This is a genomic window from Pantoea sp. XY16 (genome assembly GCF_025153065.1).
GTDB classification, from domain to species: domain Bacteria; phylum Pseudomonadota; class Gammaproteobacteria; order Enterobacterales; family Enterobacteriaceae; genus Pantoea; species Pantoea alfalfae.
This window is the reverse complement of sequence record NZ_JANZNP010000009.1, coordinates 89,640-105,942: the sequence shown is the minus strand read 5'-3', so window position 1 is coordinate 105,942 and position 16,303 is coordinate 89,640. Positions and strand designations below refer to the sequence as shown.

Below are 16,303 nucleotides of genomic sequence, written 5' to 3'. Positions count from 1 at the left end.
TTAACGCACCTTCAGCGTGGCCAGGCCAATCAGCACCAGCATTAGCGAAATAATCCAGAAGCGCACGATAACGCGCGGTTCCGGCCAGCCCTTAAGTTCATAGTGGTGATGGATCGGCGCCATGCGGAAAATACGCTGGCCGCGCAACTTGAACGATCCCACCTGCAGGATCACCGACAGCGTTTCAACCACAAATACGCCGCCCATGATCACCAGTAAAAATTCCTGACGCAGTAACACCGCGATAGTGCCCAGCGCGCCGCCTAAAGCCAGCGAGCCGACGTCGCCCATAAAGACCTGAGCCGGATAGGTGTTGAACCACAGGAAGCCCAGCCCTGCCCCGACGATAGCGGTACAGACAATCACCAGCTCACCGGCGTGACGCAGATAGGGAATATGAAGGTATTCAGCAAACTTCACATTACCGGTTGCCCAGGCAACCAGCGCGAAGCCCGCAGCGACAAAGACGGTTGGCATAATCGCCAGCCCATCCAGGCCATCGGTCAGATTGACCGCGTTACCCGTTCCGACGATCACAAAGTAGGCAAGCAGCACATAAAAAAGGCCAAGCTGCGGCATGATGTCTTTGAAAAACGGCACGACCAGTTGAGTCGCGGGGGTATCTTTGCCCGCCGCATAGAGTCCGAACGCCACACCCAGCGAAATCACCGACATCCAGAAATATTTCCAGCGGGCGATCAGGCCTTTGGTGTCTTTGCGCACCACTTTACGGTAGTCATCGACAAAGCCGATGATGCCAAAGCCGACCAGCACGAACAGCACGCACCAGACATAGGGGTTCGACGGATAGGCCCACATCAGCACCGAAATGGTGATGGAGGTCAGAATCATGATGCCGCCCATGGTAGGCGTCCCGCGCTTACTGAAGTGCGATTCCGGGCCATCGTTACGGACGACCTGGCCAATCTGTAATTTCTGCAGCCAGGCGATCAGGCGCGGCCCCATCCAGAGTGAGATAAATAGTGCGGTCAGCAGGCTGACAATGGCGCGAAACGTCAGATAGGAAAAGACGTTAAAGCCCGAATAAAAAGCGACCAGATGCTCGGCCAGCCAAACTAACATGTTCCTTTCTCCTTTAAGCTCTGTACTACCTGCTCCATGGCGGCACTACGTGAACCTTTTATCAGGACGGTAATTTCTGAGTGTTGGGACAACAATTCTCGTAAACGTTCAGTCAGCGCCGTCTTATCGCTGAAATGTTCACCAACGCCACTGCTTTCACTGATGAATTGGCTGAATTTTCCACAGGTCAGTACGCGGTCAAGGCCTGCTTCGCGTGCCGCTTCGCCAATTTCGCGGTGGCATTTTTCAGTCTCTTCACCCAGTTCCGCCATATCACCCGCGACCAGCACCTGGTAACCAGGCATCTCTGACAGGACCTGGACGGCGGCGGTCATCGATCCGACGTTAGCGTTGTAGCTGTCATCCAGCAGCAGTTGATGCGCAGAGAGACGTACCGGGAACAGGCGACCTGGCACCGACTGCAGGTTTTTCAGTCCCTGCTGAACGGCGCTAAGCGGCGCATCTACCGACAGAGCCAGTGCCGCCGCCGCCAGAGCGTTAGCGATGTTATGACGACCCGGCAACGGTAATACGATCTCAGCTGTGCCACGCGGTGTGTTCATCACAAAATGGGTGCCATCCTGCGCAATGCGGATATCCCGGGCGGAGAAATCACACTCAGCCGCCTGCGGCGAGAAGCGCCACACGGTTTTGTCCTGCAGCGTGGTCTGCCAGTTTGGCCAGTCGTTGCTCTCCTCGTTGAGAATTGCAATGCCGTGAGCCGGCAGACCCTGAAAGATCTCACCTTTCGCTTTAGCGACACCGGCCAGTGAGCCAAAGCCCTCCAGGTGTGCCGCGGCCAGATTATTCACCAGTGCACTTTCCGGTTTAACCAGGTCAGTGGTGTAGGCGATTTCGCCCTGATGATTAGCACCCAGCTCGATAACCGCGTACTGATGTTCTGCGGTCAGGCGGAGCAGCGTCATCGGTACGCCATAATCGTTGTTGAGATTGCCCGAGGTGTAGAGCGTCTCGCCACACTGACGCAGAATCGCTGCGGTCATCTCTTTAACCGAGGTTTTGCCGGAAGAGCCGGTCAGCGCGACTACGCGGGCGGTCGACTGCTGACGAACCCAGGCACCCAGTCGGCCAAAGGCAACCCGGGTATCCTCAACCACCACCTGAGGCACGGCGACAGGTAAATGCTTACTTACCAGCAGCGCCTGTGCGCCACTAGCAATGGCATCTACGGCGAAGTCATGGGCATCAAAGCGTTCGCCCACCAGCGCGACAAACAGGCTGCCCGCCGTCACTTTGCGGGTATCGGTGGTCACATCATTCAGGGTTAAATCGCTGCCGTGCAGCGTGCCGCCGGTAATTTCCGCCAGGGTCTTTAATGAAACCGGAATCATGCTGCGCCTCCAAGCAGTGCCGCTACTGTGGCACGATCGGAGTAGTCGAGACGACGGTTGCCGATGATCTGATAATCTTCATGGCCTTTACCCGCCACCAGCACGATATCGTCAGGCTGTGCCTGCATAATGGCGTTAGTGACCGCTTGCGCACGACCCGATACCACGCGGGCGCGGCCCGGTTCGAGCAAACCAGTCAGAATGTCTTTTACTATCGCCTGCGGATCTTCGCTACGCGGATTGTCGTCGGTGATCACCACCACATCCGCATATTGCTCAGCAATCGCACCCATTAACGGGCGTTTGCCTTTGTCACGGTCCCCGCCGCAGCCAAACAGGCACCAGAGTTTTCCTTTGCAGTGCAGACGTGCCGCTTCCAGCGCTTTTTCCAGCGCATCCGGCGTGTGGGCATAATCCACTACGACCGTCGGTTTTCCTGCAGCGCTGAAGACTTCCATACGCCCGTTAACCGGCTGTAACCGTGGTGCAACACTGACCAGCGTCGCCAGTGAATAATCCAGTGACAGCAGGGTCGCCAGTGCCAGCAGCAGATTACTGACGTTGAACGCGCCCATCAGCGGGCTGTCGATTTCACCGTTGCCCCAGCTTGAGCTGAAACGGATATGCGCACCATTGTCGTGATACTCCACCGCATCGGCTTTCAGCCAGCGGCCATGGCAGCCCGGCTGAAGGTTATCCTCCATGGTGACGGCAACCGCATCAGGTAAGCGCGCCAGCCAGCGACGACCAACTTCATCATCAGCGTTAAGAATCGCCTGTCCAACCTGATGCTCAGAAAACAGCAGCCATTTGGCCGACTCATAGCCCGGCATGTCACCGTGGTAATCGAGGTGATCGCGACTGAGGTTGGTGAAGACCGCAGCGGCAAACGGCAGTGCTGCAACGCGATGCTGCACCAGACCGTGTGACGAGACTTCCATCGCGGTCAGGGTCGCTCCTTTTTCAGCGAGTTCGTGCAGCGTATGCTGAACGTCCACTGCTGAACCGGTCGTATTTTCTGCGGCGACTAAGTGCCCCACCAGCCCGTTGCCGACGGTGCCCATCACCGCACTGGTCTCACCCAGCAGCGTCGCCCACTGCGCCAGCAGTTGGGTAGTCGTGGTTTTACCGTTGGTGCCGGTGACGCCAATCAGCGTCTGCTTCTCGCCCGGCTGCTGGTAAAAGCGGCCTGCTAAGGCTGAAAGGCGCTGATTCAACTGCGCCAGATAGATAACCGGTACGCCGTGCATCTCACGGATTTCGCCGTCGGTCGCTTCATCCTCAGCTTCAGCCACTACGGCGGCGACGCCCTGCGCAATCGCCTGCGGAATGAAACGGCGTCCATCGACCTGATGGCCTGCAACCGCGACAAACAGATCGCCAGACGCCGCCATGCGGCTATCCAGGGTCATGTCGCGCAGTGGGCGCGCCGGCGCACCTGGCACCCAGGGGCCGAGTAAGTCGCGCAGGTTACGATCTGTCACTTGATTCCTCACTTCTGTTAGTCACCAACTCATTCCTGTCATTGGTCGTCGGTAATGCGTCCGGCTCGATGTTCATGGTGCGCAGTACGCCGCCCATGATGGCACCAAACACCGGTGCAGAAACCGCACCGCCGTAATACTTGCCGGCCTGGGGATCGTTGATCACCACCACCAGCGCGAATCGGGGATGACTGGCAGGCGCCACGCCTGCGGTATAAGCAATATATTTATTGACGTAGCGTCCATCCGGCCCGACTTTTTTCGCCGTACCGGTTTTTATCGCAATGCGATAACCCTTGATTGCCGCTTTAACGCCACCGCCACCGGGCAGCGCCACGCTTTCCATCATGTGCATCACGGTTTTCACCAGTGACTCATCGAAAACGCGTTGTCCCGCGACGGGCGGATCCACTTTGGTAATCGACAGCGGGCGATTAATGCCATAGCTGCCAATCGTTGCGTAGACTCGCGCTAACTGTAACGGCGTTACCATTAGCCCGTAGCCGAAAGAGAAGGTGGCCCTCTCTATGTCAGACCACCGTTGTTTTTTAGGGTATAAGCCACTGCTTTCCCCGACCAGCCCCAAATTGGTCGGTTTGCCCAGTCCAAAGCGCGCGTAAGTTTCTACCAGCGCTGAGGAAGGCATCGCTAACGCCAGACGTGAAACACCGACGTTACTCGACTTCTGTAAAACCCCTGTCAGGGTCAATTCGTTGTAGCGCGCCACATCTTTGATCTCATGACCATTGACCCGGTACGGCACGGTATTCAGGACGCTATTCTCTCTGACCACGCCGCGCTGCAGCGCGGTCATCACCACCATCGGCTTCACGGTAGAACCCGGCTCGAAGATGTCGGTAATTGCGCGGTTACGCATCAGATCTTTAGGCGTGTTGGTGAGATTATTTGGGTTGTAAGCCGGACTGTTGGCCATCGCCAGCACTTCACCGGTATTCACATCCACCAGCACCGCGGTGCCCGATTCCGCTTTGTTAAAGGCCACCGCATTATTCAGTTCCCGGTAGACCAGCGCCTGTAAGCGCTCATCAATACTCAGAGTCAGGTTATGGGCGGCGCGGCTGTCCACTGACGAGATATCTTCAATAACGCGACCATAACGGTCTTTGCGTACCGTCCGCTCGCCCGGCGCACCGGTCAGCCATTTATCAAAGCTCTTTTCAATGCCTTCAATGCCCTGGCCGTCGATATTGGTAAAGCCAATCAGATGGGAGGTCACCTGCCCGGCAGGGTAGTAACGACGCGACTCTTCGCGCAGATGAATACCGGGAAGTTTGAGTTTTTTGACGTATTCACCGATGGCCGGATTGACCTGGCGCGCCAGATAGACAAAGCGGCCTTTAGGATTGGCATTGACGCGGGCCGCCAGTTGATCAAGCGGAATAGAGAGCGCATCAGACAGCGCTTTCCAGCGGCTGTCCAGCGTTACGCCACCACCGGCATGCAGCTCTTTTGGATCAGCCCAGATGGCATTAACCGGTACACTGACTGCCAATGGGCGGCCAGCGCGATCGCTGATCATCCCGCGTGAAGTCGGCACAGCCTGAACACGCAGCGAGCGCAGATCGCCCTCTTTCACCAGCTTGCCCGGATTGATCACCTGCAGCCAGGCCACACGCGACAGCAAACCGCCCAGCGCCAGTAAAATACAGCCGCACAGCAACGCAAAACGCCAGCTTACAAAGCTGGCTTTATCTTCCGGTTTCTTTAACTTCAGCGTTCTGCCTGTGCCGCTCATTCGCTATCTGAAATCCTTATTTCTGCACCACGATATTTTCTTGTGAAGGATCAACGTGCTGCAGCTGCAGCTTCTCGGTGGCGATGCGTTCAACCCGGCTATGGTCGCCCAGCGCATTCTCTTCCAGAATCAGGTTGCGCCACTCAATATCCAGCGCATCACGCTCCAGCACCAGCTGTTCGCGCTGCGCGGTAAGCAGGCGTGTTTTATGGGTGGTGGTGACCACCAGCACGGCAGACACCACCACAGCGATCAGCAACAGCACCGGAATCTTGCCTTTTCGCAGCAAATCCCCGCCGATGACGGCGGGCAGACTGTGGCGCTCATTGCCGATCATGCGTCGGTTTTCTCCGCGATACGTAATACCGAACTGCGCGCACGTGGATTCTCAGAGACTTCAGCGTCACCTGGCGACATCTTGCCAAGCAGCTTCAGTTCACGCCCGCCCAGGGCTCGCAGCTGCTGTTCAGTCATCGGTATCCCGGCAGGCACCTGTGGCCCGCGACTCTGATCGCGCATGAAGCGCTTCACCAGTCGATCTTCCAGTGAATGGAAGCTGATGACAGAGAGGCGACCTTGTGGTGCCAGCACCTCAACCGCCCCTTTCAGCGCAATATCGATCTCTTCCAGTTCGCTGTTAATCCAGATACGAATTGCCTGGAAGCTGCGTGTAGCCGGATGCTTAAACTTATCTTTCACGGGCATGGCGACAGAGATGACTTCAGCCAGCTCACGGGTGCGAGTCATCGGCTGTTCACGATTGCGCTCGACAATGGCCCGGGCAATACGTTTAGAGAATCGTTCTTCACCGTAGGTCTTCAGGACGAAAGCGATATCCGCTTCTTCCGCGTGCAGCAACCATTCTGCGGCGGAGTGACCGCGCGAAGGATCCATGCGCATATCCAGCGGTCCGTCACGCATAAAGGAGAAGCCGCGTTCGGCATCATCCAGCTGCGGTGATGAAACCCCCAGATCGAGTAAAATGCCGTCAATTTTTCCGACTAAATCCCGTTCAGCGGCATACTCTGCCAGTGCGGAAAAAGGGCCATGAATAATTGAAAAACGCGGGTCGGTGATCTCCGCAGCAGCGGCGATAGCTTGCGGATCGCGATCGATAGCGATCAGCCTTCCCTTCTCTCCCAGTTGCGAAAGAATCAGGCGTGAGTGACCACCACGGCCAAAAGTACCGTCGATGTAAATACCGTCTTCCCTGATATTGAGGCCGTTAACCGCCTCATCCAACAGTACGGTGGTATGTTTAAAATTTTCCTGCATAGCTATAGCGACAAGTCCTGCAACCGCTCAGATAAAGGCTCCTGAGCCGACTGTTCTGCGTCAATATCGTCCCTGACTTGTTGATACCAGGTCTGTTCATCCCACAGCTCAAACTTGTTGAACTGTCCAACCAGCATCACTTCTTTGGTTAATTTTGCATGCTGCCGAAGCGTATTTGCCAGCAGCAGGCGGCCTGCATTGTCCATCTGACATTCACTGGCATGTCCCAGTAGCAAACGCTGCACGCGACGCTCAAGTGGATTCATACTGGAAAGGCGTGCCAGCTTTTTTTCAATGATTTCCCATTCGGGCAGGGTATAAAGCAACAGGCATGGCTGGTGGAGGTCGATGGTACAGACCATCTGCCCCTGAGACTCCCCAATCAGCAAATCGCGATATCGCGTGGGTACGGCGAGCCGCCCTTTGCTGTCGAGATTGACTAACGTTGCTCCGCGGAACATGCCAGTCTCTCCTCCTGGTCACCCATTTACGCCACTTTATCCCACTTTTTACCACGAAACGAGTTTAAGGATCCCATGAAATCCTTGTCAAGCCGGAGCGGTAGTTGAATAACACTCTTTACAGAGCGCAAAATTAATTTCTGGCGACGATATAAACGAATAAAAAAGGAATATAAAAATTAAGCCAATGAATACCTGAATAAAAATAAGGATCCGGGCAAAAATGACTAAAAATGAAACAATGTGAAGCGCTGAATATTTATCGTAGTTTCTGAGACAGCGGCGGCATTTTAGGGGATTTCCGAAAGGAAGCACAGCAGCTTCAGGCCAGACGGGGCAGGAAGTTTGTTGAAGTTGTAAGCAGATAATAAAAATAAGCCTTTCGACTTTGTTAGATTTGATGAGCAGAATTTACGCTTTTTTACGTCGACCTGTTTATTTAATCAGTACATTACGGAAATAAAATGGGCGGGCAGCGTAATACTGCCCGTTACTCATTTAACTTTTCTGCTTAATTGTCCGCGACGGTATAAATTACGACGAATGCGGGTTAAACCCGGTTTCGGTTTTCTGGGTTCATCTAAAGAGGCTAAAACTAATTCCAGTACGCGCTCTGCTACGTCACGATGACGCTGCCCTACCGCCAGGACCGGACACTCAAGAAAGTCCAGTAATTCGTGGTCGCCAAACGTGGCAATGGCCAGCTCGGTCGGCAGTCTTCCGTCACGTTTCAGCGTCACATCCATGACACCCTGCAGCAGACCAAATGAGGTGGTAAACAGCGCCTCCGGCATCGGGTGATCTTCCAGGTATTTTTCAAACAGCGCCGCAGCGGCTGTACGTTCGAAGCTGTTGCAGTAGATATAGTCAATCGGGCGGGGATCGTCTTTCCAGGCATCGCGGAACCCCATCTCCCGCAGAAAACTCACTGAGAGCTCAGGTAACGCGCCAAGGAACAGCACATTTTTAACCTCAAGCTGACGCAATTCAGCGGCCAGCGTCTGTGCATCATCCTGATCGGCACCCACTACGCTGGTGAAATGTTCACGATCCAGCGCGCGGTCTAACGCGATAATCGGCAGGGGATCGTTGATCCACCGCTGATAAAAGGGATGCTCTGGCGGTAACGAGGTAGAGACGATTATCGCATCGACCTGCCGCTGTAACAGATGTTCAATGCAGCGCATTTCGTTATCAGGCTGATCTTCAGAACAGGCAATCAGCAGCTGATAGCCGCGCTGACGCGCCTGTCGCTCCAGATAGTTCGCAATACGGGTATAGCTGGTATTTTCCAGATCGGGAATGACTAACCCAATAGAGCGCGTTCGCCCGGCGCGCAGCCCGGCAGCCACCGCATTAGGGTGATAATTATGCTCACGTACCACCGCCATGACTTTCTCAACGGTTTTGTCGCTGACACGATACTGCCGCGCTTTGCCATTGATCACATAACTGGCCGTGGTGCGCGATACGCCTGCCAGACGCGCAATTTCATCCAGTTTCACGATAACCCCACCATCAAATCCGCTTTAACGGCAAAAATAGCCGCAGTTAAGCTATGGATAACTTATGACTATCATCTAACAGCAGAAAAGTGCGCGGAGCAACCGCTTTTCTGAATGTAACCCGCCTGGCGCATAAAAAATAAAAAAACCCGGCATTTCGCCGGGTTAGGTGAGGATCGATGGTGACGCAGCGTGATTAACGCATGATGCGATCGCCACGTGAAACGCCCACGATACCGGAGCGTGCCACTTCAACAATTTCGGCAACCTCGCGAACGCTATTCAGGAAGGCGTCCAGTTTGTCACTGGTGCCTGCCAGCTGAACCGTGTACAGCGTCGGCGTCACGTCGATAATCTGACCGCGGAAGATCTCGGCGTTACGCTTCACCTCTTCACGGCCATAACCGCTGGCCTGAATCTTCACCAGCATGATTTCGCGCTCAACATAGGCGCCCTGCCCCAGTTCGGTGACACGCAACACATCCACCAGCTTGTGCAGCTGCTTTTCAATCTGCTCCAGCACCTTCTGATCGCCCACTGTCTGAATGGTCATCCGCGACAGTGTCGGATCGTCGGTCGGTGCCACGGTCAGGCTTTCAATGTTATAGCCGCGCTGCGAAAACAGACCGACGACACGGGATAATGCGCCGGATTCGTTCTCCAGCAGAACTGATAAAATGCGACGCATAATTATGTCCTCTCCGTTTTGCTTAACCACATCTCATCCATGCTGCCACCGCGAATCTGCATCGGGTAAACGTGCTCGCTACCGTCAACGGTGACATCCACAAACACCAGACGTCCTTTGGCCAGCGTTTCCAGCGCCAGCGTCAGCTTCTCTTCCAGCTCAGCCGGGTGCTCAATCGCGATGCCGACATGTCCATAAGCTTCCGCCAGACGCACGAAGTCAGGCAGCGATTCCATATAAGACTGGGAGTGACGACCGGAATAGATCATATCCTGCCACTGCTTCACCATGCCCAGCACCCGGTTATTCAGGTTCAGCACCAGCACCGGCAGATCGTACTGCAGCGCGGTAGAGAGCTCCTGAATGTTCATCTGGATACTGCCATCGCCCGTTACACAGATGACGGTCTCTTCTGGCAGCGCCATCTTCACGCCAAGTGCTGCGGGCAGACCGAAGCCCATGGTGCCGAGACCGCCAGAGTTGATCCAGCGGCGCGGTTTGTCGAAAGGATAATAGAGCGCCGCAAACATCTGATGCTGTCCTACATCCGACGTGACGTACGCATCGCCTTTGGTCAGACGGCTGATAGTTTCAATCACGGCCTGCGGCTTGATTTTGTCGCTGGTGCGATCAAACGCCAGACAGTGACGACTGCGCCAGCCCTCAATTGCCTGCCACCACTCGTGCAGGCTCTCAGCGCGCGATAGAGTGTCGCTTTGCGCCAGCAACTCCAGCATCTGCTGCAGCACCTGTTTTGCATCACCCACAATCGGGACATCCGCCGATACCGTCTTGGAGATAGAGGTCGGGTCGATATCGATATGCATCACCGTGGCGTTGGGACAATATTTCGCCAGATTGTTGGTGGTGCGGTCATCGAAGCGAACACCAATACCAAAAATCAGGTCGGTATTGTGCATCGTCATGTTGGCTTCATAGGTACCGTGCATACCCAGCATACCAACGCACTGACGATGGGTACCCGGGAAAGCGCCCAGGCCCATCAGCGAGGTCGTTACCGGAATATTCAGGCTCTCAGCCAGCTGTAACAGTTCCGCTTCGCAGCCTGCGGTAATGGCACCGCCACCCGCGTAGATCACCGGCTTTTTCGCAGCCAGCAGCGTCGTCAGCGCACGCTTAATCTGCCCTTTGTGACCCTGAATAGTCGGGTTATAAGAGCGCATGCTCACTGACTCTGGCCAGTGATAAGGCAGTTTATTGGCCGGGTTCAGAATATCTTTTGGCAGGTCGATCACCACCGGTCCCGGACGTCCGCTGGAGGCCAGCCAGAACGCCTTTTTCAGCACGGTTGGGATCTCTTCGGTGCTTTTTACCAGGAAGCTGTGCTTCACCACCGGACGAGAGATGCCGACCATGTCGCACTCCTGAAAGGCGTCATAGCCAATCAGCGACGAAGGAACCTGACCCGACAGAATCACCAGCGGAATCGAGTCCATATAGGCGGTAGCGATACCGGTAATCGCATTGGTTGCACCCGGTCCTGAGGTGACCAGCACCACGCCGACTTCGCCAGTGGCGCGTGCCAGGCCGTCAGCCATATGCACTGCGCCCTGCTCATGGCGCACCAGAATATGATCGATACCCCCGACGGTTTGCAGCGCATCATAGATATCCAGGACTGCGCCACCCGGATAACCGAATACCTGCTTAACGCCCTGATCGATTAACGAACGGACGACCATTTCGGCTCCTGACAACATCTCCATCTTCTGCCTCCAGGCTTGAGGACCCGGCCCGGTTACTACGCCCGTTGGTGCGTAACACGTTGCCCTGGTGCCTGCTTTGCCAATCAAAATCTTATGTTTATGCACGACAGCGAAAACATGTGCCGCTGTCCTGTTACAGAGAAATCTGTTGAGTTCATTGTTATGAGAGTAGGTCAATTACCATAACCGCAGTTAACCGGGCAGGCAAACCACAAACCCGCGTAAATTAAAAGGCCGGGACGTAAAGGCTCTGCCTGATAAGAATTGGCTGCGCGGATTAAACTAATTACGTCGCAGAACCGCAGACGAAAATGCTAAGTAAGAAATTATTTTCAGCGTGATATAAGAAATAACGAAAACTTATTACCGCCTGCAATAGCCCACAATCGCCTGACACTTTTCTTTTCTGGCGTAATTAACCAGTAAATCACGCAAGCGCATTCGATTATGCTAACCGGCAGGTGATAAATCCTGTGACGCCGCTGGACAAAAGACCAATAAAACCTTTTACTTTCAATTAAATAAATCATCAACCAGCCCGTAAAAGAGTGCATTCTGACAATGTTCGCTTCCGCCGCAACTGATGCGCTGTTCATTACGCTGCCGGACCGTTAAATAACAGAATATCTTTCTTCATCGTCCCGGATAATACCCCTGCATTGAAGGTTGACATCCCTGAGCGATTCCAGTACCAATATGTACAGCACAACATTTTATAAGGTTTGAATCCATGTTTCGTTCTGTTCGCCTTCTCGGTCTACTACTAAACGCACTCAGCTTGCGCGGTAGACTTGTGGGCGGAATCAAACACTGATTCAAACCTGCTGAAAGTTAAAAACCCGCGCCTGTCGCGGGTTTTTTTATGCTCGTTGCCAGGCCCGAAAAAGCAAAAGGATGAATACGATGAGCCAGCAAGTCATTATTTTCGATACCACTCTGCGCGATGGTGAGCAGGCATTACAGGCCAGCCTGAGTGTGAAAGAAAAATTGCAGATTGCCTTAGCGCTGGAGCGTATGGGCGTGGATGTGATGGAAGTGGGTTTCCCGGTCTCTTCACCAGGCGACTTTGAATCAGTACAGACCATTGCCCGCACCATCAAAAATAGCCGGGTCTGCGGGCTGGCGCGTTGTGTGGAGAAAGACATCGACGCGGCGTACGAATCACTGCGCGTTGCCGAAGCCTTCCGTATCCATACCTTTATCGCGACGTCACCCATGCACATCGCTACAAAACTGCGCAGTACGCTGCCGGAAGTGATTGAGCGTGCGGTGCATATGGTGAAGCGTGCACGTAACTACACCAGTGACGTTGAGTTCTCCTGTGAAGATGGCGGCCGTACACCAATTGATGACCTGTGCCGGATGGTTGAAGCGACGATTAACGCCGGTGCGACCACCATCAACATCCCGGATACCGTTGGCTACACCCTGCCAGGCGAGTACGCACATATCATCAGTGAGCTGATGAATCGCGTTCCCAATATCGACAAAGCGATTATCTCTGTCCACACCCACGACGACCTGGGGATGGCCACCGGTAACGCACTGGCTGCCGTTCAGGCAGGTGCGCGTCAGGTTGAAGGCACGATGAATGGCCTGGGTGAACGTGCCGGTAACTGTGCGCTGGAAGAGGTGATCATGGCGATTAAAACCCGTCAGCAGATCATGAATGTTCACACCACTATCAATCATCAGGAAATCTATCGCACCAGCCAGATGGTCAGCCAGATCTGCAACATGCCGATTCCGGCTAACAAAGCGGTGGTCGGCTCCAACGCCTTCGCCCACTCCTCCGGTATTCATCAGGATGGCGTACTGAAGAATCGCGAGAACTATGAAATCCTGACGCCAGAGTCAATTGGCTTACACAAAATCCAGCTGAACCTGACCTCACGTTCAGGCCGTGCGGCGGTTAAACATCGTATGGAAGAGATGGGCTATGCCGAGCAGGATTACAATCTGGATACGCTGTATGACGCCTTCCTGAAGCTGGCCGACAAAAAAGGTCAGGTCTTTGATTACGACCTGGAAGCGCTGGCCTTCATCAACAAGCAGAATGAAGAGCCGGAGCATTTCCAGCTGCACGAATTTAACGTCCAGACCGGTTCCAGCATGACTGCTACCGCCTCTGTAAATCTGGGCTGCGGTGATGTCGCTAAATCGGATGCCGCTACCGGTAACGGTCCGGTTGACGCGGTCTATCAGGCGATTAACCGCATCACGCAGTTTGACGCTGAGCTGGTTAACTACAAGCTGACCGCGAAAGGCCACGGCGAAAACGCGCTGGGACAGGTGGATATCGTTGTGAGCTACAACGGCCGTAAATTCCACGGTATTGGTCTGGCGACCGATATCGTCGAGTCCTCTGCGAAAGCGATGGTCAACGCTCTGAACAATATCTGGCGTGCCCGTCAGGTTGAACAAGAATTGCAGCGCAAATTTAAAGATCAGAAGGAAACCGTATAACCATGTCCACCTCTTCTCATATCGCAGTTTTACCCGGCGACGGTATCGGCCCGGAAGTGATGGCCCAGGCAATGAAAGTGCTGGATGCCATTCGTCAGCGCTTTGATATGCAGATTACCACCCAGGAATATGCGGTCGGCGGCATTGCTATCGATCAGCACGGCGAACCCCTGCCGCCCGCAACTGTTGCAGGCTGCGAGCAGGCCGACGCGATCCTGTTTGGCTCCGTTGGCGGTCCGAAGTGGGAGCATTTACCCCCGGCATCACAGCCGGAACGCGGTGCGCTGCTGCCGCTGCGCAAGCATTTTAAGCTGTTCAGTAACCTGCGTCCGGCGGCGCTCTACAGCGGACTGGAAGCCTTCTGCCCACTGCGCGCCGACATTGCCGCCAAAGGCTTTGACATTCTGTGCGTGCGTGAACTGACCGGCGGTATCTATTTTGGTCAGCCTAAAGGACGCGAAGGCAGCGGCCCGGAAGAGCGTGCTTTTGATACCGAGGTCTACCACCGTTTCGAAATTGAACGCATCGCCCGTATCGCGTTTGAATCGGCGCGCAAACGTCGTAACAAAGTCACCTCGGTTGACAAAGCTAACGTGCTGCAGACCTCAGTCATGTGGCGTGAAATCGTCAACGAAGTAGCAAAAGAGTACCCGGACGTGCAGCTGAGCCACATCTATATCGACAACGCGACTATGCAGTTGATCAAAGACCCGTCGCAGTTTGACGTGCTGCTCTGCTCTAACCTGTTCGGTGACATTCTGTCTGATGAGTGCGCCATGATCACCGGCTCAATGGGTATGCTGCCGTCCGCCAGCCTGAATGAAGCGGGCTTTGGCCTGTTTGAACCCGCGGGTGGTTCAGCCCCGGACATCGCCGGTCAGAATATTGCCAACCCGGTCGCTCAGATCCTGTCGCTGTCGCTGCTGCTGCGTTACAGCCTGAATGCCGATGCCGCTGCCGACAGCATCGAACGCGCCATCAGCCGTGCGCTGGAACAGGGTTACCGCACCAAAGATTTAGCCGGTGATGGCCCTGCAGTCAGCACAGATGAGATGGGCAGCATCATTGCCCGCTTTATCGCCGAGGAAAAATAAAAAAATGAAAACCTTATACCAGAAGTTATTTGATGCACATGTCGTCCACGAAGCGCCGAACGAAACGCCGTTACTCTACATCGATCGTCACCTGATTCATGAAGTGACCTCGCCACAGGCCTTTGATGGTCTGCGTGCGCACGGACGCAAAGTTCGTCAGCCAGGTAAAACCTTCGCCACCATGGATCACAACGTTTCGACACAGACCAAAGATATCAATGCGTCGGGCGAGATGGCGCGTATTCAGATGCAGGAGCTGATGAAGAATTGCGAAGAATTTGGCGTACAGCTGTATGACCTGAATCACCCATTCCAGGGCATCGTCCACGTTATCGGCCCTGAGCAGGGCATGACGCTGCCGGGCATGACGATTGTCTGCGGCGACTCGCACACCGCGACGCACGGCGCGTTCGGCTCGCTGGCCTTTGGTATCGGCACCTCTGAAGTGGAGCATGTGTTTGCCACTCAGACCCTGAAACAGGGTCGCGCGAAAACCATGAAGATTGAAGTGCTGGGCCAGGCGTCAACCGGCATTACAGCAAAAGATATCGTGTTGGCGATCATCGGCAAAACCGGCAGCGCAGGCGGCACCGGCTATGTGGTTGAATTCTGCGGCCCGGCTATTCAGGCGCTGAGCATGGAAGGTCGTATGACCCTGTGCAATATGGCGATTGAGATGGGCGCGAAAGCGGGCCTGGTGGCACCGGATGACACTACCTTCAACTACCTGAAAGGTCGTCAGTTCTCACCCCAGGGTGAGAAATGGGAGCAGGCCGTTGAATACTGGCGCACCCTGAAATCTGATGAAGGCGCGAAGTATGATGCGGTAGTGACGCTGCATGCTGAAGAGATCGCACCGCAGGTCACCTGGGGCACTAACCCGGGTCAGGTGATTGCCGTTGATCAGCTGATCCCGAACCCGGCCTCATTCGCCGATCCGGTTGAGCGTGCCTCCGCGGAAAAAGCGCTGGCCTACATGAACCTGCAGCCGGGCATCAGACTGACCGATGTCGCGATTGATAAAGTCTTTATCGGCTCCTGCACCAACTCGCGTATTGAAGATCTGCGTGCCGCCGCCGCCATCGCCAAAGGCCGCAAAGTCGCGCCTGGCGTGGTCGCCATGGTGGTGCCAGGTTCCGGCCCGGTAAAAGCGCAGGCTGAAGCGGAAGGTCTGGATAAAATCTTCCTGGAAGCGGGCTTTGAATGGCGTCTGCCTGGCTGCTCAATGTGCCTGGCGATGAACAATGACCGTTTGAATCCGGGCGAGCGTTGCGCATCTACCAGCAACCGTAACTTTGAAGGTCGCCAGGGCCGTGGTGGACGTACCCATCTGGTCAGCCCGGCGATGGCCGCGGCGGCTGCCGTGACCGGCCACTTTGCCGACATCCGTGAACTGACGACAGGAGCTTAAG

14 protein-coding genes are annotated in these 16,303 nt (G+C 55.0%); 4 read left to right on the top strand and 10 right to left on the bottom strand.

Annotation, left to right across the window (positions count from 1 at the left end):
* The 10 genes from mraY to ilvI all read right to left on the bottom strand — a co-directional run bounded on the left by mraY (nt 1) and on the right by ilvI (nt 11,331).
* Nucleotides 1-1,083 carry a phospho-N-acetylmuramoyl-pentapeptide-transferase gene (gene mraY / locus N1689_RS13815; protein WP_013356763.1) on the bottom strand — a complete coding sequence of 361 codons (1,083 nt, stop codon included), beginning with the start codon at nt 1,081-1,083 and terminating at the stop codon, nt 1-3.
* Complete coding sequence (gene murF / locus N1689_RS13810) at nt 1,077-2,435, bottom strand: UDP-N-acetylmuramoyl-tripeptide--D-alanyl-D-alanine ligase (RefSeq protein ID WP_161731630.1); 1,359 nt, start codon at nt 2,433-2,435, stop codon at nt 1,077-1,079. Before murF ends, mraY begins: the two co-directional genes overlap by 7 nt.
* A complete protein-coding gene (murE, locus tag N1689_RS13805; RefSeq protein WP_260059174.1) occupies nt 2,432-3,919 on the bottom strand; it encodes a UDP-N-acetylmuramoyl-L-alanyl-D-glutamate--2,6-diaminopimelate ligase in 1,488 nt (495 codons plus the stop codon). The genes murF and murE overlap by 4 nt, the downstream gene beginning before the upstream one ends.
* Nucleotides 3,906-5,675 (bottom strand): peptidoglycan glycosyltransferase FtsI, encoded by a 1,770-nt coding sequence (locus N1689_RS13800; RefSeq protein ID WP_013356760.1) that lies wholly within the window; start codon nt 5,673-5,675, stop codon nt 3,906-3,908. The genes murE and N1689_RS13800 overlap by 14 nt, the downstream gene beginning before the upstream one ends.
* A 16-nt stretch (nt 5,676-5,691) precedes the next feature.
* Complete coding sequence (gene ftsL, locus N1689_RS13795; RefSeq protein ID WP_003854764.1) at nt 5,692-6,012, bottom strand: cell division protein FtsL; 321 nt, start codon at nt 6,010-6,012, stop codon at nt 5,692-5,694.
* On the bottom strand, nt 6,009-6,950 hold the full coding sequence (gene rsmH / locus N1689_RS13790) for a 16S rRNA (cytosine(1402)-N(4))-methyltransferase RsmH (protein WP_222924567.1): 942 nt from the start codon (nt 6,948-6,950) through the stop codon (nt 6,009-6,011). Before rsmH ends, ftsL begins: the two co-directional genes overlap by 4 nt.
* 2 nt (nt 6,951-6,952) lie before the next feature.
* On the bottom strand, nt 6,953-7,411 hold the full coding sequence (gene mraZ / locus N1689_RS13785) for a division/cell wall cluster transcriptional repressor MraZ (protein ID WP_009092149.1): 459 nt from the start codon (nt 7,409-7,411) through the stop codon (nt 6,953-6,955).
* A 494-nt stretch (nt 7,412-7,905) separates the two neighbouring features.
* The gene (gene cra / locus N1689_RS13780) at nt 7,906-8,916 is read right to left on the bottom strand and encodes a catabolite repressor/activator (RefSeq protein WP_013356758.1); all 1,011 of its coding nucleotides are present in this window, start codon (nt 8,914-8,916) and stop codon (nt 7,906-7,908) included.
* 196 nt (nt 8,917-9,112) lie between these two features.
* Nucleotides 9,113-9,604: an acetolactate synthase small subunit gene (gene ilvN / locus N1689_RS13775; RefSeq protein WP_009092152.1), complete on the bottom strand. Its 492-nt coding sequence runs from the start codon at nt 9,602-9,604 to the stop codon at nt 9,113-9,115.
* A 2-nt stretch (nt 9,605-9,606) separates the two neighbouring features.
* Nucleotides 9,607-11,331: an acetolactate synthase 3 large subunit gene (ilvI, locus tag N1689_RS13770; protein ID WP_253421075.1), complete on the bottom strand. Its 1,725-nt coding sequence runs from the start codon at nt 11,329-11,331 to the stop codon at nt 9,607-9,609.
* A 730-nt stretch (nt 11,332-12,061) separates the two neighbouring features.
* On the opposite strand from ilvI, the gene leuL reads away from it, so the two are divergent.
* The 4 genes from leuL to leuC all read left to right on the top strand — a co-directional run bounded on the left by leuL (nt 12,062) and on the right by leuC (nt 16,302).
* Nucleotides 12,062-12,145: a leu operon leader peptide gene (gene leuL / locus N1689_RS22125; RefSeq protein WP_099257765.1), complete on the top strand. Its 84-nt coding sequence runs from the start codon at nt 12,062-12,064 to the stop codon at nt 12,143-12,145.
* Between the two features lie 89 nt (nt 12,146-12,234).
* Nucleotides 12,235-13,797 carry a 2-isopropylmalate synthase gene (gene leuA, locus N1689_RS13765; RefSeq protein WP_161731638.1) on the top strand — a complete coding sequence of 521 codons (1,563 nt, stop codon included), beginning with the start codon at nt 12,235-12,237 and terminating at the stop codon, nt 13,795-13,797.
* Nucleotides 13,798-13,799: 2 nt separating this feature from the next.
* Nucleotides 13,800-14,891: a 3-isopropylmalate dehydrogenase gene (gene leuB, locus N1689_RS13760; RefSeq protein WP_098051507.1), complete on the top strand. Its 1,092-nt coding sequence runs from the start codon at nt 13,800-13,802 to the stop codon at nt 14,889-14,891.
* Nucleotides 14,892-14,895: 4 nt separating this feature from the next.
* On the top strand, nt 14,896-16,302 hold the full coding sequence (gene leuC, locus N1689_RS13755; protein WP_161731640.1) for a 3-isopropylmalate dehydratase large subunit: 1,407 nt from the start codon (nt 14,896-14,898) through the stop codon (nt 16,300-16,302).
* Nucleotide 16,303: the final 1 nt, after the last annotated feature.